The 22,642-nt window shown below is 45.5% G+C and carries 15 protein-coding genes; 13 read left to right on the top strand and 2 right to left on the bottom strand.

The features are described 5' to 3' along the window. The first annotated feature begins 36 nt into the window (after window positions 1-36). The 8 genes from JET16_RS20230 (at window position 37) to JET16_RS20195 (ending at window position 12,735) form a co-directional block, all read left to right on the top strand. Window positions 37-990 (top strand): carbohydrate ABC transporter permease, encoded by a 954-nt coding sequence (locus tag JET16_RS20230; RefSeq protein WP_325176739.1) that lies wholly within the window; start codon window positions 37-39, stop codon window positions 988-990. A 33-nt stretch (window positions 991-1,023) separates the two neighbouring features. Continuing rightward, window positions 1,024-1,896 carry a carbohydrate ABC transporter permease gene (locus tag JET16_RS20225; protein WP_199619632.1) on the top strand — a complete coding sequence of 291 codons (873 nt, stop codon included), beginning with the start codon at window positions 1,024-1,026 and terminating at the stop codon, window positions 1,894-1,896. A gap of 35 nt (window positions 1,897-1,931) precedes the next feature. Continuing rightward, window positions 1,932-4,004: a YIP1 family protein gene (locus JET16_RS20220; RefSeq protein ID WP_199619630.1), complete on the top strand. Its 2,073-nt coding sequence runs from the start codon at window positions 1,932-1,934 to the stop codon at window positions 4,002-4,004. A 21-nt stretch (window positions 4,005-4,025) separates the two neighbouring features. Further along, window positions 4,026-6,206, top strand: a complete 2,181-nt coding sequence (locus JET16_RS20215; protein ID WP_325176738.1) for a DUF5696 domain-containing protein — start codon at window positions 4,026-4,028, stop codon at window positions 6,204-6,206. A 1-nt stretch (window position 6,207) separates the two neighbouring features. Beyond that, on the top strand, window positions 6,208-7,107 hold the full coding sequence (locus JET16_RS20210; RefSeq protein ID WP_199619626.1) for a carbohydrate ABC transporter permease: 900 nt from the start codon (window positions 6,208-6,210) through the stop codon (window positions 7,105-7,107). Window positions 7,108-7,115: 8 nt separating this feature from the next. Beyond that, window positions 7,116-8,138, top strand: coding sequence for a carbohydrate ABC transporter permease (locus JET16_RS20205; protein WP_199619624.1), 1,023 nt, complete (start codon window positions 7,116-7,118; stop codon window positions 8,136-8,138). 150 nt (window positions 8,139-8,288) lie between these two features. Continuing rightward, window positions 8,289-9,776, top strand: a complete 1,488-nt coding sequence (locus JET16_RS20200) for an ABC transporter substrate-binding protein (RefSeq protein ID WP_199619622.1) — start codon at window positions 8,289-8,291, stop codon at window positions 9,774-9,776. Between the two features lie 91 nt (window positions 9,777-9,867). Further along, the gene (locus tag JET16_RS20195) at window positions 9,868-12,735 is read left to right on the top strand and encodes a type 1 glutamine amidotransferase family protein (protein WP_199619613.1); all 2,868 of its coding nucleotides are present in this window, start codon (window positions 9,868-9,870) and stop codon (window positions 12,733-12,735) included. Window positions 12,736-12,744: 9 nt separating this feature from the next. On the opposite strand, the gene JET16_RS20190 is transcribed toward JET16_RS20195, so the two are convergent. Beyond that, window positions 12,745-13,623 carry a helix-turn-helix transcriptional regulator gene (locus JET16_RS20190; RefSeq protein WP_199619610.1) on the bottom strand — a complete coding sequence of 293 codons (879 nt, stop codon included), beginning with the start codon at window positions 13,621-13,623 and terminating at the stop codon, window positions 12,745-12,747. Window positions 13,624-13,773: 150 nt separating this feature from the next. On the opposite strand from JET16_RS20190, the gene JET16_RS20185 reads away from it, so the two are divergent. The 5 genes from JET16_RS20185 (at window position 13,774) to JET16_RS20165 (ending at window position 21,506) form a co-directional block, all read left to right on the top strand. Further along, entirely contained in the window at window positions 13,774-16,440 is a 2,667-nt protein-coding gene (locus JET16_RS20185) for a glycoside hydrolase family 2 protein (RefSeq protein ID WP_199619607.1), read from the top strand. Window positions 16,441-16,481: 41 nt separating this feature from the next. After that, the gene (locus tag JET16_RS20180; RefSeq protein ID WP_199619605.1) at window positions 16,482-18,857 is read left to right on the top strand and encodes a glycoside hydrolase family 95 protein; all 2,376 of its coding nucleotides are present in this window, start codon (window positions 16,482-16,484) and stop codon (window positions 18,855-18,857) included. Between the two features lie 162 nt (window positions 18,858-19,019). Beyond that, the gene (locus JET16_RS20175) at window positions 19,020-19,235 is read left to right on the top strand and encodes a hypothetical protein (protein WP_199619603.1); all 216 of its coding nucleotides are present in this window, start codon (window positions 19,020-19,022) and stop codon (window positions 19,233-19,235) included. A gap of 496 nt (window positions 19,236-19,731) precedes the next feature. After that, entirely contained in the window at window positions 19,732-20,178 is a 447-nt protein-coding gene (locus JET16_RS20170) for a MarR family winged helix-turn-helix transcriptional regulator (RefSeq protein ID WP_233531967.1), read from the top strand. A gap of 98 nt (window positions 20,179-20,276) precedes the next feature. Then, a complete protein-coding gene (locus JET16_RS20165; protein ID WP_199619594.1) occupies window positions 20,277-21,506 on the top strand; it encodes an epoxide hydrolase family protein in 1,230 nt (409 codons plus the stop codon). Window positions 21,507-21,808: 302 nt separating this feature from the next. Here the strand turns inward: JET16_RS20165 and JET16_RS20160 are convergent, their stop codons facing one another. Further along, window positions 21,809-22,420 (bottom strand): TetR/AcrR family transcriptional regulator, encoded by a 612-nt coding sequence (locus JET16_RS20160; RefSeq protein WP_199619592.1) that lies wholly within the window; start codon window positions 22,418-22,420, stop codon window positions 21,809-21,811. Window positions 22,421-22,642 lie beyond the last annotated feature (222 nt).

Genomic DNA, 22,642 nt, shown 5'->3' with positions numbered 1-22,642 from the left:
AGCAGTCAACATCATGCTGTAAGGGGGAGTGGCAGAGTGGACAAGACCGTGCTTGCTATTGATAAGAAAACGCCTTCATTACAGAAGCGTAAAACGAAATCCTTTGTATGGCAAGAGATTAAGAAAAACACGGATAGTTATTTGATGATCGCACCTTTCGGATTGATATTCACATTTTTTATGATCATTCCTGTAGCTTCCTCTATGGTATTGAGCTTTACCTACTTTAACATGCTTCAGCCCCCGAAATGGGTAGGGTTGGAAAATTACATGCGCTTGTTTTTAGATGACGAAGTATTTTTGATAGCAGCAAAAAATACGCTTACTTTCGCGTTTATTACCGGTCCGACAAGTTACATTGCGTGTTTGTTTTTCGCGTGGTTCGTTAATGAATTGTCACCGAAAATCAGAGCGGTAATTACGTTTTTGCTGTATATCCCCTCCATTTCAGGCAATGTATTTGTCGTATGGACTTATATCTTTAGCGGGGACCAGTATGGGTTAATCAATGGTTGGTTACTTAAAAATGAATTATTGCTGGAGCCGATCCAATGGCTAACGGATACAAAATATATGCTGGGCGTCATTATCGTAGTACAACTTTGGCTTGGCCTGGGCGCTGCATTTCTCTCGTTTATTGCAGGGTTGCAGGGAATAGACAGACAGCTGTATGAGGCGTCGGCCATTGATGGAGTACGGAACAGATGGCAAGAATTGTGGTATGTAACGCTGCCGTCCATGGGACCCCAGTTGATGTTCGGTGCTGTTATGCAAATCGGCGCATCATTTGCTATAGGGGGCATCGCAAACTCGCTGGTTGGTTTTCCTTCTACGGACTATGCAGCGCATACCGTAGCAACACACATGCAGGATGTTGGCACCGTTCGATTTGAAATGGGGTACGCTTCCGCTATCGCCGTCGTACTATTTGCAACGATGATCCTGTTTAACACCGCAATCCGGAAAATATTAAGTAAATTTTCTGATTAAATACATTTATTCGGATGTAAGGGAGATCGTTTAATGCGAGTATTAAAACTCAAAATCGGCAAGGGAAAGCTTAACCGCTCAAGATCAGGCAATTTTTTCATATTCGCCATCCTTTTTATTACAAGTGCTTTTATGGCGTTTCCTTTTGTTTATGTCATTTCTCAATCGATAAAACCGCTGGAGGAGCAATTTGTTTTTCCGCCGACATTAATTGTCAAGAATCCAACATTTGAAAATTTCAGACTGTTGTTACAACTGACCAATAATTTATGGATTCCTTTCGAAAGATATCTTTTCAATAGCCTGTTTATTACTTTGACTGGAACGGTTGTGTATGTCGTGATCGCTTCTATGGCAGCGTTTCCGCTGGCTAAAGTGAAATTTCCGGGAAGCAAGGTAATGTTCGAAATGGTTGTTCTGGCTTTGTTATTCAGCAGTCCTGTCACAAAAGTTGCACAATATGTCATTATTGCAAAAACGAATATCATAAACACGTATTGGGCATTGCTTCTTCCAGCGCTTTCCTTACCTATTGGTTTGTTTTTGATGAGGCAGTTTATGGTTCAGATGATTCCCAATGCCGTCCTTGAGGCGGCAAAAATCGATGGGGCCAACATGTTCAAAACATTTTGGTTGGTGGTAATGCCAATGGTAAGACCGGCATGGCTTACACTCATTATTTTTACGTTCGTCGGGTTGTGGAGGGGCGATGGATCCGAATTCGTTTATAGCGAATCGCTAAAGGTTTTACCGACAGTACTTAGTCAAATAGCAGGAGCCGGCATGGCAAGAGCCAATGTAGGATCGGCAGCTGCAGTATTTATGCTGATCCCGCCGGTCATTACTTTCTTATTGGTACAGAGCAATGTTCTTCAAACGATGGCCCATTCAGGTATTAAGGAATAATTGCTTCTCAAATCAGTCCGGCAGGGAGAATAAATATGAAGTGTAAATTATTGGCGCCCGTAATGGTCATCGTTATCCTTTTCTTGATGCCGATTCATGCATTTGCAGAGGATATTCCTTATAACGGATACACTTACGATTATTACGACAAAGGACAACCCGCCCCTATAGGGTACGAGCCGTTGAGTGTTATTAATGCAACAACGCTTGGTGTAAGTAATTTTAAAAATCCCAAAGATATGTTTTTGGATAAGGATGGAAAATTATATGTTTTGGATAGCGGTAATCATCGAATTGTCGTTATTGATCCTAAAAATAATAAATTGCTTGCAGTCATCGATGCATTTACAACACCAAATGGAGAAACTGCGCTAAAGGAACCGACAGGAATTTTTGTTTCGCAGGACGGGCATATCTATATCGCCGACAGCGGCAACCAGAGAGTCCTAAAGATAGATCATAAAGGATTTGTTTTGAAAACGTATACGAAGCCTGAGACCTCTTCGTATGACAACAAAGTGGAGTTCAAGCCAATAAAAGTAGTCGTTGACAGTTCAAAAAATGTATATGTGTTGGTCGACGGTCTTTACGACGGAGCTGTGGTTTTTGTTGATGACGGTACATTTACCGGTTTTTACGGAAGCAACAAAGTAGAAATGACATTAACAAAATTGGCGGATTCTTTTTGGAAAAGGTTGCTCAGCAAGGAGCAAAGACAAAAAATGGATCGTTCAGTGCCTGTAGCGTATTCGAACTTTGATATTGATTCCAGGGACTTTGTTTATACCGTTTCCAAAGATGTTTCATCCATATTTGAAAAAGCCCGCAAAATAAATCCTTCGGGTGTAGGTCTGTGGGAAAGAATAAAAGACAAAAAACCAAAGTTTGGCGATCTGGAATTTGCCGTCATTGACGGTAAAGTTGAGGAATCTCTGTTTACAGATATCGATGTAGACGATGACGGGTTTATTAATATGCTTGATTCAGCGAAAAGAAGGATATTTCAATACGATCAATCAGGCACGCTATTGTTTGTAGTTGGTGGCAACAGCGATCAGTTGGGTACATTTCTGGAGCCGGCGGCTATAGAGAGCGATGGCAATGATATTTTGGTGCTCGATACCAAAAGAGGGAATATCACAGTATTCCGGTTGACCGAATTTGGCCGATCCGTGCATATGGCCATCAAACTTTATGAAGACGGCCAGTATAAAGAGGCGGAACAACCCTGGAAAGATGTGTTAAAGAGGAATAGTCTTTACGAAGCTGCTTACGTCGGCTTGGGGAAAGCATCCGTTAAAACAGCAGAGTATAAAGCTGCAATGGAATACTTCAAGCTGGGGAACGATAGACCGGAATACTCCAAGGCTTTTCAAATGTATCGAAAGGATGTTATCAGGAGCAATTTTTTATTTATTGTTCTTGGAATCGCGTTCGCCTGCGGCATCTGCTACTTAACGGTCAAGAAAGATATATTCCGGTTGCGAAAAGTTCTGAAGCCTTATAACTATCATTTTCAAGTTTTGCTGCATCCATTTGATGCAATGAATGAAATCGTTCAAAACAAGGCTTATTCCGTAAGATTCTCTGCTTTCATATTGTTTGTGTGGATCGTTGTGAAAAGCATGTCGTTTTTTTACACCGGCTTTATCTTCAATTTTAACAGCACCGAAGATTTTAATGTATTGGTTATATTGGCCGGAACTGTCGGAATTTTCGCACTATGGACGATTTCGAACTGGTCGGTATGTACGCTGGTTGACGGTAAAGGTACATATAAAGCTATTTGGGTTGCGAGCACTTACGCATTGATTCCTTATTTGATTACCCAGGTAGTGATCCTTATAGGCAGCAATGTGTTAGTGGCGGAAGAAGGCATATTCCTTACTTGGATTAGCTATATTGGATTGGCCTATTCCATATTGATTATGGTTAGCGCCATGCTGCACATACACGACTTTTCTTTCAAAGAGACGATCGGCAGCATAGCCGGTACGATTGCGGGAATTGCGATTATGATCTTCCTGTTATTTATGGCCTTCGTCCTTTATCAGAAAGTATTCGAAATATTTGTCACTATTTTCAATGAAGTGACTTTAAGACAGTAGCGGGGAGGTCGGCATCCTACAATGTATTTGAAGAAAAGGTTACACCTGCTGATGATGGTATGTCTTTTAACAATAATAGTTGCGGTATTCCCGGTTCATGCAATGGCCGAGGATGCAATGCCGCCTTCGTATCAAAAGGTTGAAGAAACAGATACTCTTGAACTTTATGTCGATCGATCAACCGGATATTTTGCGCTTAGGGATAAAGGCGCCGGTTATACATGGTGGAGCAATCCCATCGACCGCGACGCGGACAAGATTTCCAAAGGCCTGTCAAAAATGAAATTAAACTCACTGTTATTCATCAAGATCATCGATCAAGAGCTTGGCAACGAAGCGTATAAAACCGGTCAACACAGCAGCGTTAAGGTTCAGAAAATTCCGAATGGCATTAGAGAAGTGTTCCATTTTCCGGAGGAAAAAATCACAATACCTCTCGATATTGTGATAGCCGAAGACCATATGTCGGTTACGATTCCCGTAAAGGACATCCGGGAGGAGGGGAGTAAAAAAATACTGGATGTATATGTATTGCCATATTTCGGGGCCGGCGGCCCTGATGACGAAGGATATTTATTTGTTCCTGATAGTTCCGGAGCTTTGATTCACTTCAATAATGGAAAATACATGTATTCGTACAATGAAAGGATATACGGACGCGATAAAGCCTTTGTTTTCGATGCAATGAAAATAAATAAAAACGATATATATTTGCCGGTATATGGATTGAAAAACGGAAATCATTCTTTTCTTGCCGTTATTCAGGATGGGGATGCGATCGGCAGCATCAATGCAATGGCGAATGGGTATGAAACATCCTATAACAATATTTATAGCAGCTTTACGTTACGGTCGACGGATATACAGTATATTTCTTCCACCGTTTCGCAGAAGGTAATCGAGACAACCGATCCGGCGGTTGACAGGATTGAGATACAATTCTACCCCCTTTCCGGAAATGAAAGCGATTATAGCGGAATGGCGCGGCGATACAGGGATTGTTTGACTGAAGAAATGGGCGCAACGCCGCTTGAGGATTCTAAGAGTCCCATTATATTAGACATCTATGGTGCGGTATTGAAAACAAAACCGATTTTAGGGTTGCCGTTTAATGTAACGGAGCCTCTGACCACTTACAATCAGAGTGCCCGGATGGTCAAGGAACTTAAGGAATCCGAAGTTCATGATATGGTAGTTAACTATATCAACTGGGAGGAAAATCAGTTAAGCAATAAGATTCCTGCCAAGATAGAGCCTCTGTCCAAGCTTGGCGGATCGGACGAATTGAAAAAGCTTACAAAATATCTTGATAGTAACGATATTGAATTTTTTGGAAGCGTGTCCCTTATAAGCTTTGCTAAGAACGGAAACGGGCATAGCATCAAAAGGGATGCCGTCAGATCTTTATCTCAAGAGCTTTCGGCTCAATATTTTTATCATCCGGTGACGTATGAGAAAGACTTAAGCAAAACCACATCCTATTTATTGAAGCCGAATAAACTTGCCAACACGATTACAAAGCTGCTGCCTTCCTTTAACAAGCAAGACATCTATGGGATCAGCGTCGGAGATGTCGGCTCCAAATTGTATTCGGATTTCTATCGAAAAAAACCGGTAGGACGGCAGGAGACAAGAAATTTATTTGAAGACGCATTGAAACAGATTCATTCGGGCAATAAACCAATCATGATCAATGGGGGGTTTGCATATTCCCTCCCGTATGCCCGGTATATAAACAACGCACCGGTGAAATCAAGTCAATTTCTTATTTTTGACGAGTCTGTGCCGTTTTATCAGATTGCTTTAAGCGGACTTGCCTACTTCACGGTTCCGGCCATAAACCAGGAAGCGAGCCCGACAAAAATGTTTCTAAAGGCAATAGAGACAGGCAGCCTGTTAAAGTACTCTCTCATAAACCGCAATCCGGCGATGTTGAAAAATACTGAGCTCGACAGTTTGTATAGCTCGAACTTTGATGCCTGGAAAACAGACATCATCAATCAATATCGGGAAGCGAAGAGTGTTTATGAGAAGGTTAAAGGAAGCCGCCTTTATTCGCACAGCAAGATCGCCGATGGGGTTTTTGTGACACGATATGAAAATGGGTTATCGGTAATTGTAAATTACTTGGACGAGGCTTACCTGTATGAAGGATTTTCCATAAAACCGCTCAGCTATCTTGTTATTGAAGGGAGTGAATGAAATGAGGGGCAGTATTCTTAAATTGACATACACCCGCAGAAAGGAACTATCGGGATTTATCTTTGTGTTACCCTTCTTAATCGGCTTTCTGCTTTTCTTTGCAAAACCGCTTGTTCAATCTATCTTATACGCATTTAGTACCTTGAAGTTGGAAGAAGATGGAGTGGTTGTGTATTATACCGGTTTGAAAAACTTTAGGGAAGCTTTATTCAGCGACCCTCAGTATATAAGAACGATCGTTGCATCCATTCGGACAATGCTCTATCAGGTTCCGATTATCATCATATTAAGTCTCTTTATTGCAATTATTCTCAATCAGAATTTTAGGGGAAGAGTGATTGCAAGAGCCATATTTTTTCTGCCCGTGATTATTATAAGCGGTGTTGTGATCAACATTATCAAAGGCGATTACCTGGCGCAAATGATTATGAGCGGAGAAAGAACAGAGGGGTTGTTTTCCAATCTTAATGTTGTGGGGCTGCTAATAGACATTGGACTTCCCGTAAATATTAGCATTCTGATCGTACCTTTTATCAATGATTTGTTTAATCTTACCTGGAGCTCGGGAGTACAAATTCTGTTGTTTCTGGCAGGGCTGCAGACCATACCTTCCACACTTTATGAATGTTCGATTGTAGAGGGCGCAACGGCATGGGAGAGGTTCTGGAAGATAACGTTTCCTTTAATATCGCCAATTATTTTGATGAATATCATTTATACCATTGTTGATAATTTTACAAATAATGCGAATCCGGTAATCCAGATGATTGCGGATCAAGTAAGCCAGATGAGGATTGAGTATGGCGCCGGACTGTCATGGATTTATCTGCTTATCGTTTCAGTGATTGTAGGCGTTATATACATGCTCATAAATAAACGCATCATTTACGTTGAAAACTAGGAGGGATCATGTTGAAGAGTATATTGAAAATGGATTCCTTCAAGTTACAACGGGGCTTGAACAACGGCAAACAGATCCCGATCAATAAGCGGAAAATTGCAAATAAGACGGTATTAGCCATATGGAAGATGTACAGGACATTTCTGCTGTTCGGATTAAGCGTTATCATCCTCTATCCGCTGATGTATTCAGTCAGTGTAGCCTTCAGGCCTGTACATGAACTATATGACCCCTTGGTGATTTATGTGCCTAGATCGCTTACTCTGGATAATTTGATGGAGACGATGAAATATCTGGATTATGGTCAAGCGCTGTTGAATTCAGTGAAGCTGAATTTGATTACGACAATCATTCAATTAATTGTATGTTCATTGATAGGCTACGGTTTGGCTCGATATAACTTTAGGGGAAAAGGTTTGGTATTTTCACTTGTAATACTCACGATCATAGTACCTCCACAAACTATCATTATCCCTAATTTTATTAATTTCAGGTATTTTGATTTATTTGGTATCGGTAAACTGGTCGGGTTCTTTACCGGTCATGATGTCAGCTTTAATTTAATCAACAGCAACTGGTCGTTTTACTTGCCCGCCATGTTTGGCATGGGGCTGCGTTCGGGATTGTTTATCTTTATCTTTCGTCAGTTTTTCAGAGGAATGCCCAAGGACCTGGAAGAGGCGGCCTATATTGATGGTTGCAGCCAACTGAAGACATATTTCAAGGTGATGGTCCCCAATGCTGGTCCTGCATTTTTGACAAGCTTCTTATTTTCTATCGTTTGGTATTGGAATGACTTTGTGTACACCTCTACGTATCTGGCAAACGCAAAAACCGTGATGTATCAGTTGCACTTGCTCACGCAAAGAATCGGATATATCTTGCAGTACGAGAAACAGGTCAATCCTTACGAGGGAATCGTGTTGATGCAATCCGGGGTAATTCTAGGCATTCTGCCTTTACTTATTATTTATGTGTCTTTGCAAAAATACTTTACGGAAAGTATTGAGAGGTCCGGAATTGTTGGCTAATTGGCGCTTGCGCCTTTAAAGATAGGCCATAAGCCGATCAGCATGCTTTATCGCATCGGGAGGTGAGAAATGAAAATACTTCATCATTTCTTTGCATTGCATCGTTTTTAGCTAGAAAAATCAAGGGAAATTAATGAAGGGATGGTTACAATGAAAAGATCGAGTATCGCGTTACTGGCACTTCTTGTTATGGCGATAACTGTATTTACAGCTTGCAGCAGTTCTTCCGGCAATAATGCTGAAGGCGAAAATCCGACGAATAGCAGCAGCGAAAATACCACTGAAGGTACTGTCGATAATACAAATCAGGATAGCGACGCAAAGCAAGATAATACCGAGCAAAGTAATTCCGGGTCCGATAATGCCGGAGCCGCTGTCATTACCGAGGAAATGATGCCTCAGTTTACGTTGAAAAATAAGAAAGTAAAGATGTATTTCTGGGGAGATAAATTTGGCGCCCAAGAAGATCCCGCAAACCCATGGGTAAAAAACAGGTTCAAAGAAGTATACGGCGGGGAATTGGAAGTTGTTCAATCTAAAGGCGACTATTATGACGGACTGTTTGCTTTAATTGCTTCCGGCGACGCTCCGGACTTGATACTTGCTCACAGCGTTTCTTTCCCGTCGTTTATCATGCGTGATATTGTTCAGCCCTGGGATCCGTATATAACTTACGATAATCCGATTTGGAACGATTCAAGGTCAAGCAACGATTTTATGAGATGGGATAATCAACTCTACAATCTGACGGCAAAGTTTCATAACCTTGGAGTCATGTTCTACAATAAACGAATGGTTGAAGAAGCAGGGCTTGAAGATCCTATGAGCTTGCAGGCCAAGGGACAATGGACCTGGGATGCGTTAAAGGAGTATGCAGTCACATTGACCCAAGATCATGATAAAGATGGCGTAGTCGACGTTTATGGATTAGGTATAAGCAATGATTTTGTAACCGCAACGGTGATCTCAACCGGAGAAGACTTTGTCAATTACGAAAATGGCAAATTTGTCAATAACCTTAAAAGTCCTGCGATTAAAGATGCAATGGACTTCCTTTACAGCCTTGGCGAGAAGGGCGCCAACGTTATTAGCACAGAGAACTATGAAGAAACTTTCCCTGCCGGCAAAGTGGCAATGACCTATGCGAATGATTGGAAAGGCTGGGTACATTTCAAGGATATGTGGAAGACGGATGGATTGGGAGTAGTTCCTTATCCCAAGTATCCAAAGGCGGATAAACAGTATCAGGCAGCCCTGGCCGACCACTATTGGGTCTTGAAAAATGCCAAAAATCCAGAGGGCGCAGGTGCTTTTATAACCGCCAAGTTTTATGACGATAAACTGAATGTATCTCCCGACAGGCCGAAAGATCCGAAAGAAGCGGCAGTTCAAGATTTAATGGGGTTTGGTATCGGAACCAAAGAAGCGGCGGAAGCTATATATTCCATTCCACAAGAACTTCCATCAAAACTGATTACAAGTTGGTTTGTAGGCATTAAATTCAATGAAGAAGGCGAGACGCCTAAATATTGGACTACACCATGGTCAACCCTTGCGGATGAGATCTATCAACCTACTGAAGAGAAAATCAAGCAGATCACTACCCCTTTCTCGCCAGATGAAGCATTGAAGAAATAATATTCTATAATTCTTACAGTCGGCCGGGTGATGTTACACTGTTACCCGGCTGAACTTTTGAACAAGCCAAAGGGCAAGGAAGGATATGGAGATGAAAATAAAAGTATATTCACATCTTTTGAATCCTAAAGAGTATCTTCACTACGAGAGGCACCCCGTAAAACCGCCGGGCTGGGATTTATTTAACAATCGTACACGCTTTGTCGCACTGCGCGGGTTTAAAATCGAAGAAGGAAAGATCATTGATTACCAAAAGTCTTTAGAAAAATATATTGACAAACATGGTTTATGCGATGTCATTTGGCCGTCGTATCCTTTCTTGTTTGCAGAGAATGTAAATGAAGTGGTTGACGAACTCCGGGAAAGAGAAATATTTCTGTTCGATATTTGGGGATATGTTCCGGGATCCGGGGAAGGGGGATACTGGAAGCAATTTAAACCAAATAAGAACGTGTTTGAATGTTTTGAAGAAAAATTAGGAGAACGATGGCTTGGAATGGATGTAGGTGAACAGGACGGAAGATATGTTCTTGCCTATGTTTCGCAGATGGTCCATCCTTCCGCAAACCGAATGGAACAATACCTGAATTTCCGGAAACATATACAAAATATATGCGATCAACTGGGGAATAAGATGGTAACGCTGCTCGCGATTACTCTTGGACATTATGAAGTAAAAGAGGGCGGTTATACGCTGATTGGAGCGGAAACCGCTCAAATGCACCCGAACGGCCAAGTATTTTATGCCTATCTGCGAGGAGCCGGAAAGCAATATGGCGTACCATGGTTCGGTAATGCTTCTGTTTATAACCGGTGGGGATATAAGACTTATGGCATCAGAGCCAATGAAGAGGCCAATGCCGACGATCACGGCCCAACGAAAGGGACAAGCTTGAGTCTTCTGAAGCGGCTTCTATACAGTCACATACTTTACAACTGTGTTCTGGTGGGGTTTGAGAGCGGGTGGTTCGAAGGAGAACGCCTGTCACCCATTGGAGTTATTCAACAGTCGGCCCGCAGGTGGTTGGCTGACCATGGGCAACCAGGCGTTATGCTTACGCAAGTGGCAATCATGAATGATTTTTATTCCGGATGGACGTTCCCGAACTACAATTTTCAGCTTTACCGCGTATGGGGCAACAGGCCCTATGAAGCACACGATTATGTTACCGATCATATTTTGGACATGTTCTATCCCGGATATCGGAATTCGTCCTTTTTTCATGATGAGTCGGGATTTATTTCTCCAACCCCTTACGGCGATACGGTAGATTGCCTGTTATGCGATGCGGAGCAGCGGCTGATCGATCGATATCCTGTACTCGTCGTTGCCGGAGGATTGTCCCAAGACGCAGAAGTTTCGGATAAACTTGAACATTATGTCCGACAAGGCGGACACTTGGTGCTTTTTGCCGAAACCGTGGCGAAATTCCCGGATGGATTTGCCAGGGTTCGTGTTGGAGCCGCAAAGAGCAGCTATGAAACCGGAACAACCGTGCATGTTTTTGATGAACATATGACGGAAGACTACGCTTTTGAATTGTATTCTTTGCGACTGCCCGACAATGCGGACATCATTTCCAGATGCGGAGATATGCCGGCTGTCTGCAGGTTTGCTTATGGCAAAGGAACCGTAACATTATTCGCAAGCCCTAATGGGATCAGCCGGGAAGCTGGAGTGGAAACCCCCATACGATGCGAGATTGACCGTCCTCTTCCCAGACCGTATCCGCTTCTCAAGCATGTGAGAGTTGTTCTGGACCATATCTTTAGATCACAGGTACTATTTGAGGTTGGTGAAGACCTAAGCCTTATCGTATGCCGTAAAGGCAAAGGACAATATACCCTTGGAATATGCAATAATACTTGGGAAGAAAGACCTTACAAGATCGTTTCCCGTATAGGTCAAGTCAAATCGGTACAGGAGCTGGCAATCGACCGGTCGGACAAAGAATGCGAAGGTTACATGCCCGAGGGATTGGAGAATCAAGATACGGGCGCAAGTAACGGCGAGAAAATTGCCGGAGGGGACGTACGTATATTTGCCGTTGAAGTGGCAGAGGAGGGCGTTGAGGAAATTCCTCATATTATACCTATTGCCAAACAGAAGAACCGTGCGATGACTCTTGGCGATACTTACTCCATCAAGAAAGAAATCCTTACAAGACCAACTTTCTTTGACCATTTCGACAGCATGGTTGTTGATTGGCAATATCTCCATAGAAGCGAAAGACATTGGCTTGCATCCGAAGGACAATGGATTCGCCGGCAAGGGCTAAATATAATCGTCGATCTGTCTTCAGGCATCAATCTTTACCCGGATTTACGGCTAGTAAACAATGATGACGAAGAATATGGGAAAAGTATGGCGGTCATTGAGGACGTAATCGCTAAAATGCCATTGTTAGGGGCGAGAGATTTAATCTTATGTCTGCATCGGGCCACTGAGAATAATTTTACAACGAAGCAAACCGGCGAATCTTTCATTGCCACACTTCAACGGTTATGTGATATAGCAGGGAAAGAGGGAATTACTCTATACCTTAGGACCCAATATGCAGATCCGAACGCAGTAAATCTGAATCCGGAAAGCGGCACTTCCAACTTTCATGATATGACGCCCGATGCCCTATGTCATTTCATTCAATGTGTGGCAAAACCTAATCTTACATTGGCGGCAAGCATCGCTCTTGCCCTGGCGGCCCGCAGACCTGCTGCGGAAGTTTTGAAAGGCATTAAAGCGCATGTTGGAATGTGGCTGGTTGCAGCGCCTGAATGGGATATCGCCGGACGGCTCTGGAGTATTCATTCACCCCTTGCAACATATAAAAAACAACAGGATCTCGCGGATATTTTCAATGAAGTATGTGATGGACCGGTCGTGTTGGATGTTAAGCATGATCGTTGGGATCATGTATATAGAGATGTAAAACTGCTAAAAAAGTATCGCAGCCTTTGAACTACTGGATCATACGTCCGTAGGAACAGTGATTTTTTCATACAGATGATTCTTTCGAAACTCGCTTGGCGTGATGCCTTCCAACTCCATAAATACTTTGTTGAAATAACTTGCGCTGGGATAACCCGATGCCATCGCAACTTTATTAATAGGCAAAGACGGACTGCCAAGCAGCATTTGTTTGCTCGTTTGAATCCTGCATTTCGTTATATAGGCAAGCGGAGTCATCTTGGTTACCTTTTTGAAAAGACTGTTGAAATAATTCGGAGTCAGTTCCGCTTTATTCGCCCACTCTTCCATGACAAAGGGCAGATGCGAGTTTTGCTGCATGTCGGGAAGGAGCTGAATGATTCGGTCGATTTTTTCCCTTCCCTTCCTGCTGGAGAAAGGAATGGCGTTGCCCATAAATTCAATAAGCACTGAATAGGTTAGAGTGGAAATTTTGCCCGGACGCGAAATATTGTTTCTTTCAATCTCATCCATCAAATCAAGAAACGATTGCTCCAACATCCCGATCTCTTTCATAAACCAAACCGACGATTCGTGGAAGCCTCTCTCCAATAAGAAGTCCGCTAGCTTCCTTCCGTTAAATTGTATCCAATAGATGTCCCAGCTGTCATCTTCCGAAGTATAGTAGCGCATTCTCTGATTCGGCAGATGAAGAAAAGCATCCCCTTGTTTTACGGTGTAGACCGTATCGTGCATCTCGACATATCCCTTGCCGCCTACTACGAAATGCAAACTGAAATCCCTTACCCCTGTTTCGCGGTGGACATCATGATTATTAGGGGGGATATAGTTGGGGCGAGTAAATCTCCCGACGGAATGAGGAAAACAGAAAAAGTCGAGCTCTTCGAACGGGGGTAAAAAATAATTGCGGATGTTCATTGGAATCTCGCTCCAAAAAGTAGTTTAGTTATATATACCGTAGTAATTTATTATTTTTAATATAGTATTTTTGGTCTATAATTTCAACATGAAAAATTAGTTTTGTTTTATTGTATAAGAACTTTAATCAACCGGGAATGAGTGAGAAAATTGAGACACAAAGAAGTTAGGGCAAAAATCAATGTAAACAGGGAATGGAGGTTCATCCGCGGAGACTGGCAAGGATTCAGCCATATCGGTCCGGAGCAAGCGGACTACGACGATTCCAATTGGAGTCATGTCGGATTGCCCCATTCTTTTAGCATCCCTTATTTTATGGAAAATGAGTGGTACGTCGGATATGGTTGGTATCGGAAACATTTGGATGTTCCAGCGTGTTGGATGGACAAGATGGTCCATTTGGAATTCGATGGCGTATTCCAAGTGGCTGAGTTATATGTAAACGGAAATCTGGCCGGAACCCATGAAGGAGGGTACACCGGCTTTTGTATAACGATCTCCGAGTTTTTGCGGCCGGGAGACAATGTCATTGCAGTTCGGGTGAATAATGAATGGAACGGTCAAATTGCGCCGCGTTCAGGAGAGCATACATTCTCCGGGGGCATTTATCGGGATGTGAGTTTGACGATGACGGAGCCTCTTCATATTGCCTGGAATGGAACTTTTGTTTCCACACCGCTGCTTGCATCTTCCGATGATCATGTGCGAATGCAGGTGCGTATGCAAACGGAAGTCATCAACCGTTCGGGTACGGACAAAATTGCAACGGTCCGTACAATCGTTACGGACAGCCAAGGTCAGGTGCTAACCGAAATGGAAAGTACGCAAACCGTGCCGGCAGGCGGGGTGCGGCGGTTTGATTCCTTAAGCGAACCGATTGACGATCCCCGGCTTTGGTGCCCGGAAGATCCCTATCTTTACCTCATTTCATCCGAAGTCGTTGCTGACGGAGCCGTTTCGGATGTTTATGAAGATACGATGGGATTCCGATGGATGGAATGGACGGCGCACGAAGGATTTTATTTGAACGGAAAGCATGTGTACTTAAACGGAGCGAACGTTCATCAAGATCAAGCAGGCTGGGGAGATGCGGTTACCCAAGCGGCCATTTACCGGGATGTTAAAATGATCAAGGATGCGGGAATGAACTTTATCCGGGGCAGCCACTACCCCCATCATCCCGCTTTCGCCCGCGCTTGCGATCATTATGGCATTCTGTTCTGGTCGGAAGCGACATTCTGGGGAATGGGAGGCGGAGCGGGCGATACGGGAGAGAGAAAAGACTGGCGGGCCAGCGCATATCCGGTATTGGAAGAGGATCAAAGCGGATTTGAACGAAGCGCCATTCGGCAATTGCGCGAAATGATCCGCATCAATCGGAACCGCCCGAGCATTATCGTCTGGAGCATGTGCAACGAGCCGTTCTTCAGCCATGAATCCGTTAAGGAGAAGGCGATTGGGCTCATCAAGAAAATGGTGGAAGTAGCGCATGAAGAAGATCCGACGCGCAAAGCGGCAGCCGGCGGCGCGCAAAGGTGGAATTTGGACCGGCCGGATATATCGGATGTCGCGGGTCTGAACGGCGACGGCGGAAGCTTCTATTTGAAGTGGGACGGCGATGAACGAGTCGAGGATCCGGAGTCGGATCGTCCGGGATGCCCGCAATTGATCTCCGAATATGGAAGCGAAGTGATGGATCGGCCCGGGAAGTACCGGCCGTATTACGATCACGTCTCTGCAAGCCGAACCGATCCTTATCGATTCGCCGCACCCGCATGGCGCAGCGGTCAAGCGGTGTGGTGCGGATTCCATCACGGCAGTCTGGCCAACGATATGGGACACATGGGGATCATCGACTACTATCGTCTTCCTTTGCGCAGTTGGTACTGGTACCGTTTTAATTATTATGCCAAGCAAACCGGCGCGAGTGTTGACGACCTTGGTTATTTAGGCATCCGACCGCCTGCTGCCGGCAGCTCTGAACCTGAATGGCCGAAACCGGGAACGCCTGTACGGATCAAGCTTTATCCGGGCGTCGGAAGTAAAACGACGATCAAAAACGACGGTACCGACGATATTCAAATTGTTGTAGAACTTGTAGATGAATACGGGAATCGGGTCGATGCGACCGCAGATGTGGCGCTGTCGGTCATATCCGGCCCCGGACAATTCCCGTCTTACGATCCCAAACGCATTACCTCCGAGACGGGACTCGACATCATTGAAGGACTGGGGGCGATTACATTCCGTTCTTACCATGCAGGCGAAACGATCATTTCGGCGAACTCGCCCGGTTTGCAAGGAGCGGCCTTACTCATCAAGACGGTTGGTGACGGTACCGATAAGGAACCGGACATGACGATACCTCGGATTCAGACGAGCATCCCGCGTGACGCCGAGTTCAGTGCTGAATTGCTGGATCTCTCAACTCACAGGCCCACCCGAGCCAGCAGCGAAGCCAAGGGATATGGCAAGAGCAACGCTAATAACGCCGATCGGAGCACCTCGTGGAGAGCAAGCAGCACAATCTCCGGTGAATGGTGGATGCTCGATTTGGAAGGGATCAAGTATCCGAAACGGATCGAACTTGAGTTTGATTGCAAAGGACCTTATCAGTTTGTCATTGAAGGATCCAGTGACGGAAACAGGTGGAGCACCTTGCTTGATTATCATCTTAACAGAGAAGAGATTGATTCCGTTAACGAGCTGCTCCCCCCGAATGCCAGCCGTTATGTGAAGATAGTTTTCACAGTCTTGCCGGCAGGAGAAGCGGCCAATCTGAAATCGTTCGGATTGTTTGGCGTTAACAACGAGTGACTCCGTCAATATATCTATTGAAGAGAGGACAGGAAATCAGAATGAATATACAATTTCAGTCCCCCGCCGTCTATTGGACGGAAGCCCTTCCTGTCGGGAACGGCAGACTTGGCGCGATGGTCTTTGGCGGTGTAGAGAAAGAACGCATCGCTTTGAATGAAGATACGCTTTGGTCAGGGTACCCCAAGGATTGGAATAATCCGGGGGCGAAGGAAGTCTTGCCAAGGATAAGGGAGCTAATCGCACAAGAAAAGTATGGGGAAGCGGATCGGCTCTGTAAGGAAATGATGGGGCCTTATACTCAATCCTATTTGCCTTTCGGCGATCTGCATATTGTGATGAATCACGGCCAGATAAGCCGCCGCGGGTATAGCCGGAAGCTCGATCTATCGACCGGCGTCGTGACCGTTGCCTATAGCGTCGGCGGCGTTCAGTACACCCGCGAAATATTCGCAACGCATCCCGATCAGGCGATTGTTGTGCGGTTAACGGCGAGCATGAGGGGCTTCCTCAGCTTCCGGGCCAAGCTGGATAGCCCGCTCCGCTATGCAACGAAAGCGGTTGACGGCCACTTCACGATATCCGGCACAGCGCCGGAGCACGTCGAGCCCAGTTACCGCGATGCGGAAAATCCTGTGCGATACGGCGATCCCGAATCGTCCAGAGGCTTGAAATTCCACGGACGCCTGGCGGTCGTCCATGAAGGCGGAACGGTGAAGGCAGATGCGGACGGTTTGCACGTCATGGGAGCGACCGTCGCAATCTTGTACTTCAGCGCGGCGACCAGCTTTGACCCGAGCATTGGAGCGAGCGGTTCCAAGCGCGATCCGGAACAAATGACCGCAGAGGCGATCAATGCCATACGTGAGATGGAGTATACGGTTATTCTTCAACGTCATCTTGAGGATCACAGCAGGCTATTCGGCAGGGTTGCCCTGCATCTGGGAGAAAGCAAAGCGCCGCAGGAAATGCCTACGGATCGGCGAATTGCCGAATACGGAAGCAGCGATCCGGGGCTGGTTGAGCTCTTGTTTCATTATGGACGCTACCTGTTAATTGCGAGCTCGCGCCCGGGAACGCAGCCTGCCAATCTGCAAGGCATATGGAATGAAGAGACGCGGGCGCCGTGGAGCAGCAATTATACGCTGAATATTAATGCGGAGATGAACTATTGGCCTGCGGAAACTTGCAATATGGCGGAACTTCACGTGCCGTTGATCGATTTCATCGGCAGACTGGCGGAAAATGGAAAGAAGACGGCGGAAACGAACTATGGCGCAAGAGGATGGGTGGCGCACCATAATGCCGATTTGTGGGGGCAAACGGCGCCGGTGGGCGATTTTGGAGACGGAGACCCGGTGTGGGCATTTTGGCCGATGGGCGGCGTATGGCTGACTCAGCATCTGTGGGAGCATTACGCGTTTAGCGGGGACGAAGTATTTTTGCGGAATACGGCGTACCCTATCATGAAGGAAGCCGCGTTATTTTGCTTGGATTGGCTAGTAGAAAATAAGGAAGGTTATTTCATTACTTCGCCTTCGACCTCCCCAGAGCATAAATTCATGATTGGCGACAAGCGCCACGCCGTAAGCGCGGCGACAACCATGGATCTGTCTTTGATCGGCGAATTGTTCGACAACTGCATCATGTCGGCGGAACGGCTCAAGATCGACCAAGAGTTTGCGAAGACACTATCGGAGACGAAACAAAGGCTGCTGCCGCTCCAAATCGGCAAGCACGGTCAATTGCAAGAATGGTCCGAGGATTTCGAAGGCGAGGATGTCCACCACCGTCACGTCTCCCATCTTGTAGGAGTTTATCCGGGGAAGCTCATTACGGAGCAGTCCGCTCCCAACCTCTTCCATGCAGCGAAGACATCGCTTGAAATAAGAGGAGACGGGGGGACGGGATGGAGTCTCGGCTGGAAAATCGGCCTTTGGGCAAGATTCAAAGACGGCAACCGTGCAGAGCGATTAATATCGAATTTGTTGACACTCGTAAGGGGTGACGAGCCGATAAATCATAACAAAGGCGGAGTATACGCGAATCTGTTTGATGCGCATCCCCCGTTCCAGATCGACGGCAACTTCGCGGCCACAGCGGGGATCGCAGAGATGCTGCTGCAATCGCATCAAGGATATTTGGAGCTCCTCCCGGCGTTGCCCGATGCCTGGAAAGACGGATATGTCAAAGGCTTGCGCGGCAGAGGAGGGTATGAAGTCGATTTGGAGTGGACGAACGGCGCATTGTCCAAGGCAGTCATCGCAGCTTCAAAGACACAGACTTGCGAAGTCTTTACCAAGCAGACGATCCGGGTTACCCAAGACGGTGATGAAGAGAATGTGTCTTATATGGAGAACGGACGTGTCGGATTCCATGTAGAAAGCGGAAAACGCTACGTCGTAACGGTTGTTTAAACTAAGCGTTGGGCAGGCGCCATTCCTGTCCAACCGCTTTTGAATTGATGAGAAAATGGAAGGACTGGCCGCCAGTTTTGTAAGCGCGCAGGTTCGGCGCGATCCGGTACGTCCCGTAACCGGGAGAGGCTGGAGTGACGCCGAGGAAGTATCGATCGCGAAATGGACTTATCCGCGATTCGTGTCCAAAGCACCTCGGGCACAGGTATTCTATCGTTCGCCAGCGCGGAACGCCCGGTCTGCAACGAAGGCGAGATACAAGCAGGTGCTGACGGCTGTTATGAGGTAATGATCGAAGCTGGAAAAAAACTACTGCATTTCTTACCGGGCGGCAAGCGCTGTTTGAATGTTGGGCAAGAGAGGTTTGACAGTGAATAATTATACAACGCCTGAATATGGTTCCAACTATACGAAAAATAACCTGTAAAATATGGTGAAACAAAGACGAATGAGAAGACGACTATCCCGGTCACTTTCATAATTTTGAAACAACAACTGCGGAGCCACGCGACTTTTTGGGCTCCGGTTTATAATATTTCGTGAAACATCACACTCTTTGTGATTTTTCATCAAAATTTGTAAATTTTTCACAATATGTTGTAGGTTTTGTTTCACATAAACCATAAAATGATTTATGCATTATTATTTATAAATATTCAAGGGGTCTGAGCCGATAGCTCGGCCCTTTTTTTGTAAAAAACGGGTTAAAGGAGGAATTCATTGCATTGAACCTGGCTGCGTATTGCTGGAATGCCTCGATTTCCGCGACGTCATTTCCAAATATGATGGGCTGCTGCGGATTAAGTTGGTTTGGAGTCTTGGCCAACTAAATTTACATTAGACACTTATATAAGTTTGTGATATAGTTTTATTCATGGAACCTAAAAATAACATGACTGAGTTGAACGTTAGCGACTTCGCCATGGTGTTCGAAGATTTAACTAGGATTATCATCCGGTTGCCGTCAATTGAAAAACTCAGCTTCACTACGCTTTCCGTCCTGCACACATTGTCTCGCAAGAGCCCCATGCGGCTTACGGAGTTGACAGCTAATGAGCAAATTACGCAGTCGGCAATCACACAGTTGGTGACCCGACTTGAACGAGACGGACTCGTCGAACGCCGATCAGATCCGAATGATGGCCGAGTGGTTCAGGTACATATTACCGCACGGGGTGCAAATGTGATTGATTCGCGTCGATTGGATCGCATTGCGCAACTCTCGAAATTCATGGAAGGGCTCACTCTGGAAGAAAAACAAGCAATTGCATCCGCAATACCCGCATTGAGGCGTCTGGTCGAACTGGGAAATGATTCATAGTTCCGCCGAGGTTGCCTTTTCCGTTGTTCATACCCGGGTGGTCGAACGAAACAAATGAATTCAAGGAAGTACATTCCATTCGTACAGGAGACACTCTTATGACAACAACAGTTCCTTTCGTGCTTGAACCCAGTCCGATTCATGTATCGGATGAGGTGCTTGCTGAGCTTCAACATCGTCTAAAGTCCACTAGATGGCCTCTCGATGCCGGTAATGATGACTGGTTTTACGGAGTTAACCGGAGCTATCTTGAGGGGCTCGTCGACTACTGGATTAATGAGTTTGACTGGCGCAAATCCGAGAAGGCGATCAACGCCTACGAACATTATAACGTACATGTTGACGGAGTCCCTGTGCATTTTATGCGTAAACCGGGCGTGGGGCCGAACCCTATACCATTGATCCTGTCCCATGGTTGGCCTTGGACATTCTGGCATTGGTCCAAGGTCATTGATCCACTAGCGGACCCTAGCGCATTCGGGGGCGATCCGGCTGAAGCCTTCGACGTCATCGTGCCCTCACTGCCTGGCTTCGGATTTTCTACGCCACTTGCAGACAACCCGGATATGAACTTTTGGAAAATAGCCGATCTCTGGCATACACTTATGACCGATACACTCCGCTATGATAAATACGCGGCAGGTGGATGCGATGTAGGCGCTCTCGTGACCGGTCAACTGGGACACAAATATAGTGACGAGCTTTACGCCATTCATATCGGCTCTGCTCTAAAACTGAGCTTTTTTAACGGGGATCGCGCCTGGGATCTTGCCGGAGGCCGTCCTCTTCCCGACAATATCCCCGAGAGTATCCGATCGAAGATTTTGGAGCTTGATCGCCGCTTTGCATCGCATCTCGCCGTACACGTTCTTGATCCCAGCACACTCGCATTCGGACTGAGCGACTCGCCAGTTGGAATGCTCGCATGGATCCTAGAACGATGGGCCAAATGGAGTGACAATAACGGCAACGTCGAGAATGTCTTTACAAAGGACGACATCCTTACGCACGCAACAATCTTCTGGGTAAACAACGCCATCGAAACCTCGATGCGCGTCTATGCGAACAATAACCGTTATCCATGGACACCCGCTCATGATCGCTGGCCCGTAATTGAGGCACCAACCGGTATAACCTTCGTGGGCTACGAAAATCCACCGGGTATTACGACTGAAAATCGCGTACGGAATTTTCTCGACAGCGATCGCGCTCCTTGGTATAACCATGTCAACATCACAGCCCACGAACATGGTGGACATTTCATCCCCTGGGAAATTCCGGACAAGTGGGTTGAGGATTTGCGCCGCACCTTCCGAGGACGTCGATAAGAGATTCAACAGGATCAAGCTTTCAATAAAGGATCGCGGTTCTTTGGTCGTTTACGATATTAAACATAAAGAGTTCCACATAGTAGTCATGCATAATATGTGGAACTCTTTATGTTATTTGATTTTCTTAAGTTTAGGTCTTGATAATTATCATAAAGAATTAGACTGACAGCTACGAACGGGCAGCAATAGTTGGATGTTCTCTGTAAAGAGCTTTAGTGGTTTATTGGATCACGTCAAAGGAAATACACATTTACAAAAACAAAGGAACACAGATCAAATATGAACTGTGTTCCTTTCATTTAATCAGCCACTTCAGGTTCTGTACGTGGGGGCGCTGTGAGTAACGACAGCGCTGAGTCGATGCAATTATCGATCCATTCCCGATTAGGATTTGATTTCTTCAATACGGTTATACCGATGAAAGCTACCACAAGGGACTGAGCTATTGCCCGGCAGTTGACCGATCCATCGATCTCTCCTGAGGTTACACCCCGTTCAAGCGTCTCTTCAAATACCGCCGCCAAATATTGTTGATGCTCTCTTGTCAAAATTTCAAACTTCGAGTCGTGCGGGGCCAGCTCCACCATTGTATTAATACAAAAGCAGCCACTCCGCTCAGGCGTTCCGTTAGGGAACGCCCCCTCCAGAAACAGGAGCCTGAAGGCAGTCTTGACACTCGTAATTTTGTTTAGCTTCAAGCGAACGGAGTTAGCATGTAATTGTTTATAATTTCGAAGAGCCGATTCAAATAAAGACAATTTGTCGCCGTATGCAGCATATAATCTAGGTTTCTGACTCCCCATGCGAGATGTTAAGTCACTTAGTGAAGTAGCCTCGTACCCTTTTTCCCAAAAAACATGCATAGCCTCTGTTAATGCCTTTTGTTCGTCGAATTCGCGGATTCTAGACATAACGCCCCCCTATAAAATACCTTTTAGTACATAATTATGATACCGAAACATTTCGTACAGGTCAATGTTGTGTTGACATTAATGAATATTCATGAGTAAATATGTTTTAAAATAACATACCGTTCGGTACATTATAAGGAGGCTTTTTAATGTCAAGTTCCCCGGAACTCCGTCCGAATTACATGGAGTCACAAGCTCAACTTTCGAGCGCAGCGGTTTTAC

The sequence above is a fragment of the Paenibacillus alkalitolerans genome (assembly GCF_016482785.1).
GTDB classification, from domain to species: Bacteria; Bacillota; Bacilli; order Paenibacillales; family YIM-B00363; genus Paenibacillus_AE; species Paenibacillus_AE alkalitolerans.
Note: the sequence above shows the minus strand (reverse complement) of the source record. Positions and strands in the feature narration are given on the sequence as shown.

What these genes read in the sequence shown, in the direction of transcription:
- JET16_RS20170 (WP_233531967.1), top strand. Translation starts at nt 19,732, where the DNA reads ATGGAACCTAAAAATAACATGACTGAGTTGAACGTTAGCGACTTCGCC.
- JET16_RS20200 (WP_199619622.1), top strand. Translation starts at nt 8,289, where the DNA reads ATGAAAAGATCGAGTATCGCGTTACTGGCACTTCTTGTTATGGCGATA.
- JET16_RS20205 (WP_199619624.1), top strand. Translation starts at nt 7,116, where the DNA reads ATGTTGAAGAGTATATTGAAAATGGATTCCTTCAAGTTACAACGGGGC.
- JET16_RS20220 (WP_199619630.1), top strand. Translation starts at nt 1,932, where the DNA reads ATGAAGTGTAAATTATTGGCGCCCGTAATGGTCATCGTTATCCTTTTC.
- JET16_RS20225 (WP_199619632.1), top strand. Translation starts at nt 1,024, where the DNA reads ATGCGAGTATTAAAACTCAAAATCGGCAAGGGAAAGCTTAACCGCTCA.
- JET16_RS20215 (WP_325176738.1), top strand. Translation starts at nt 4,026, where the DNA reads ATGTATTTGAAGAAAAGGTTACACCTGCTGATGATGGTATGTCTTTTA.
- JET16_RS20160 (WP_199619592.1), bottom strand. Translation starts at nt 22,420, where the DNA reads ATGTCTAGAATCCGCGAATTCGACGAACAAAAGGCATTAACAGAGGCT.
- JET16_RS20165 (WP_199619594.1), top strand. Translation starts at nt 20,277, where the DNA reads ATGACAACAACAGTTCCTTTCGTGCTTGAACCCAGTCCGATTCATGTA.
- JET16_RS20195 (WP_199619613.1), top strand. Translation starts at nt 9,868, where the DNA reads ATGAAAATAAAAGTATATTCACATCTTTTGAATCCTAAAGAGTATCTT.
- JET16_RS20190 (WP_199619610.1), bottom strand. Translation starts at nt 13,623, where the DNA reads ATGAACATCCGCAATTATTTTTTACCCCCGTTCGAAGAGCTCGACTTT.
- JET16_RS20210 (WP_199619626.1), top strand. Translation starts at nt 6,208, where the DNA reads ATGAGGGGCAGTATTCTTAAATTGACATACACCCGCAGAAAGGAACTA.
- JET16_RS20175 (WP_199619603.1), top strand. Translation starts at nt 19,020, where the DNA reads ATGGACTTATCCGCGATTCGTGTCCAAAGCACCTCGGGCACAGGTATT.
- JET16_RS20180 (WP_199619605.1), top strand. Translation starts at nt 16,482, where the DNA reads ATGAATATACAATTTCAGTCCCCCGCCGTCTATTGGACGGAAGCCCTT.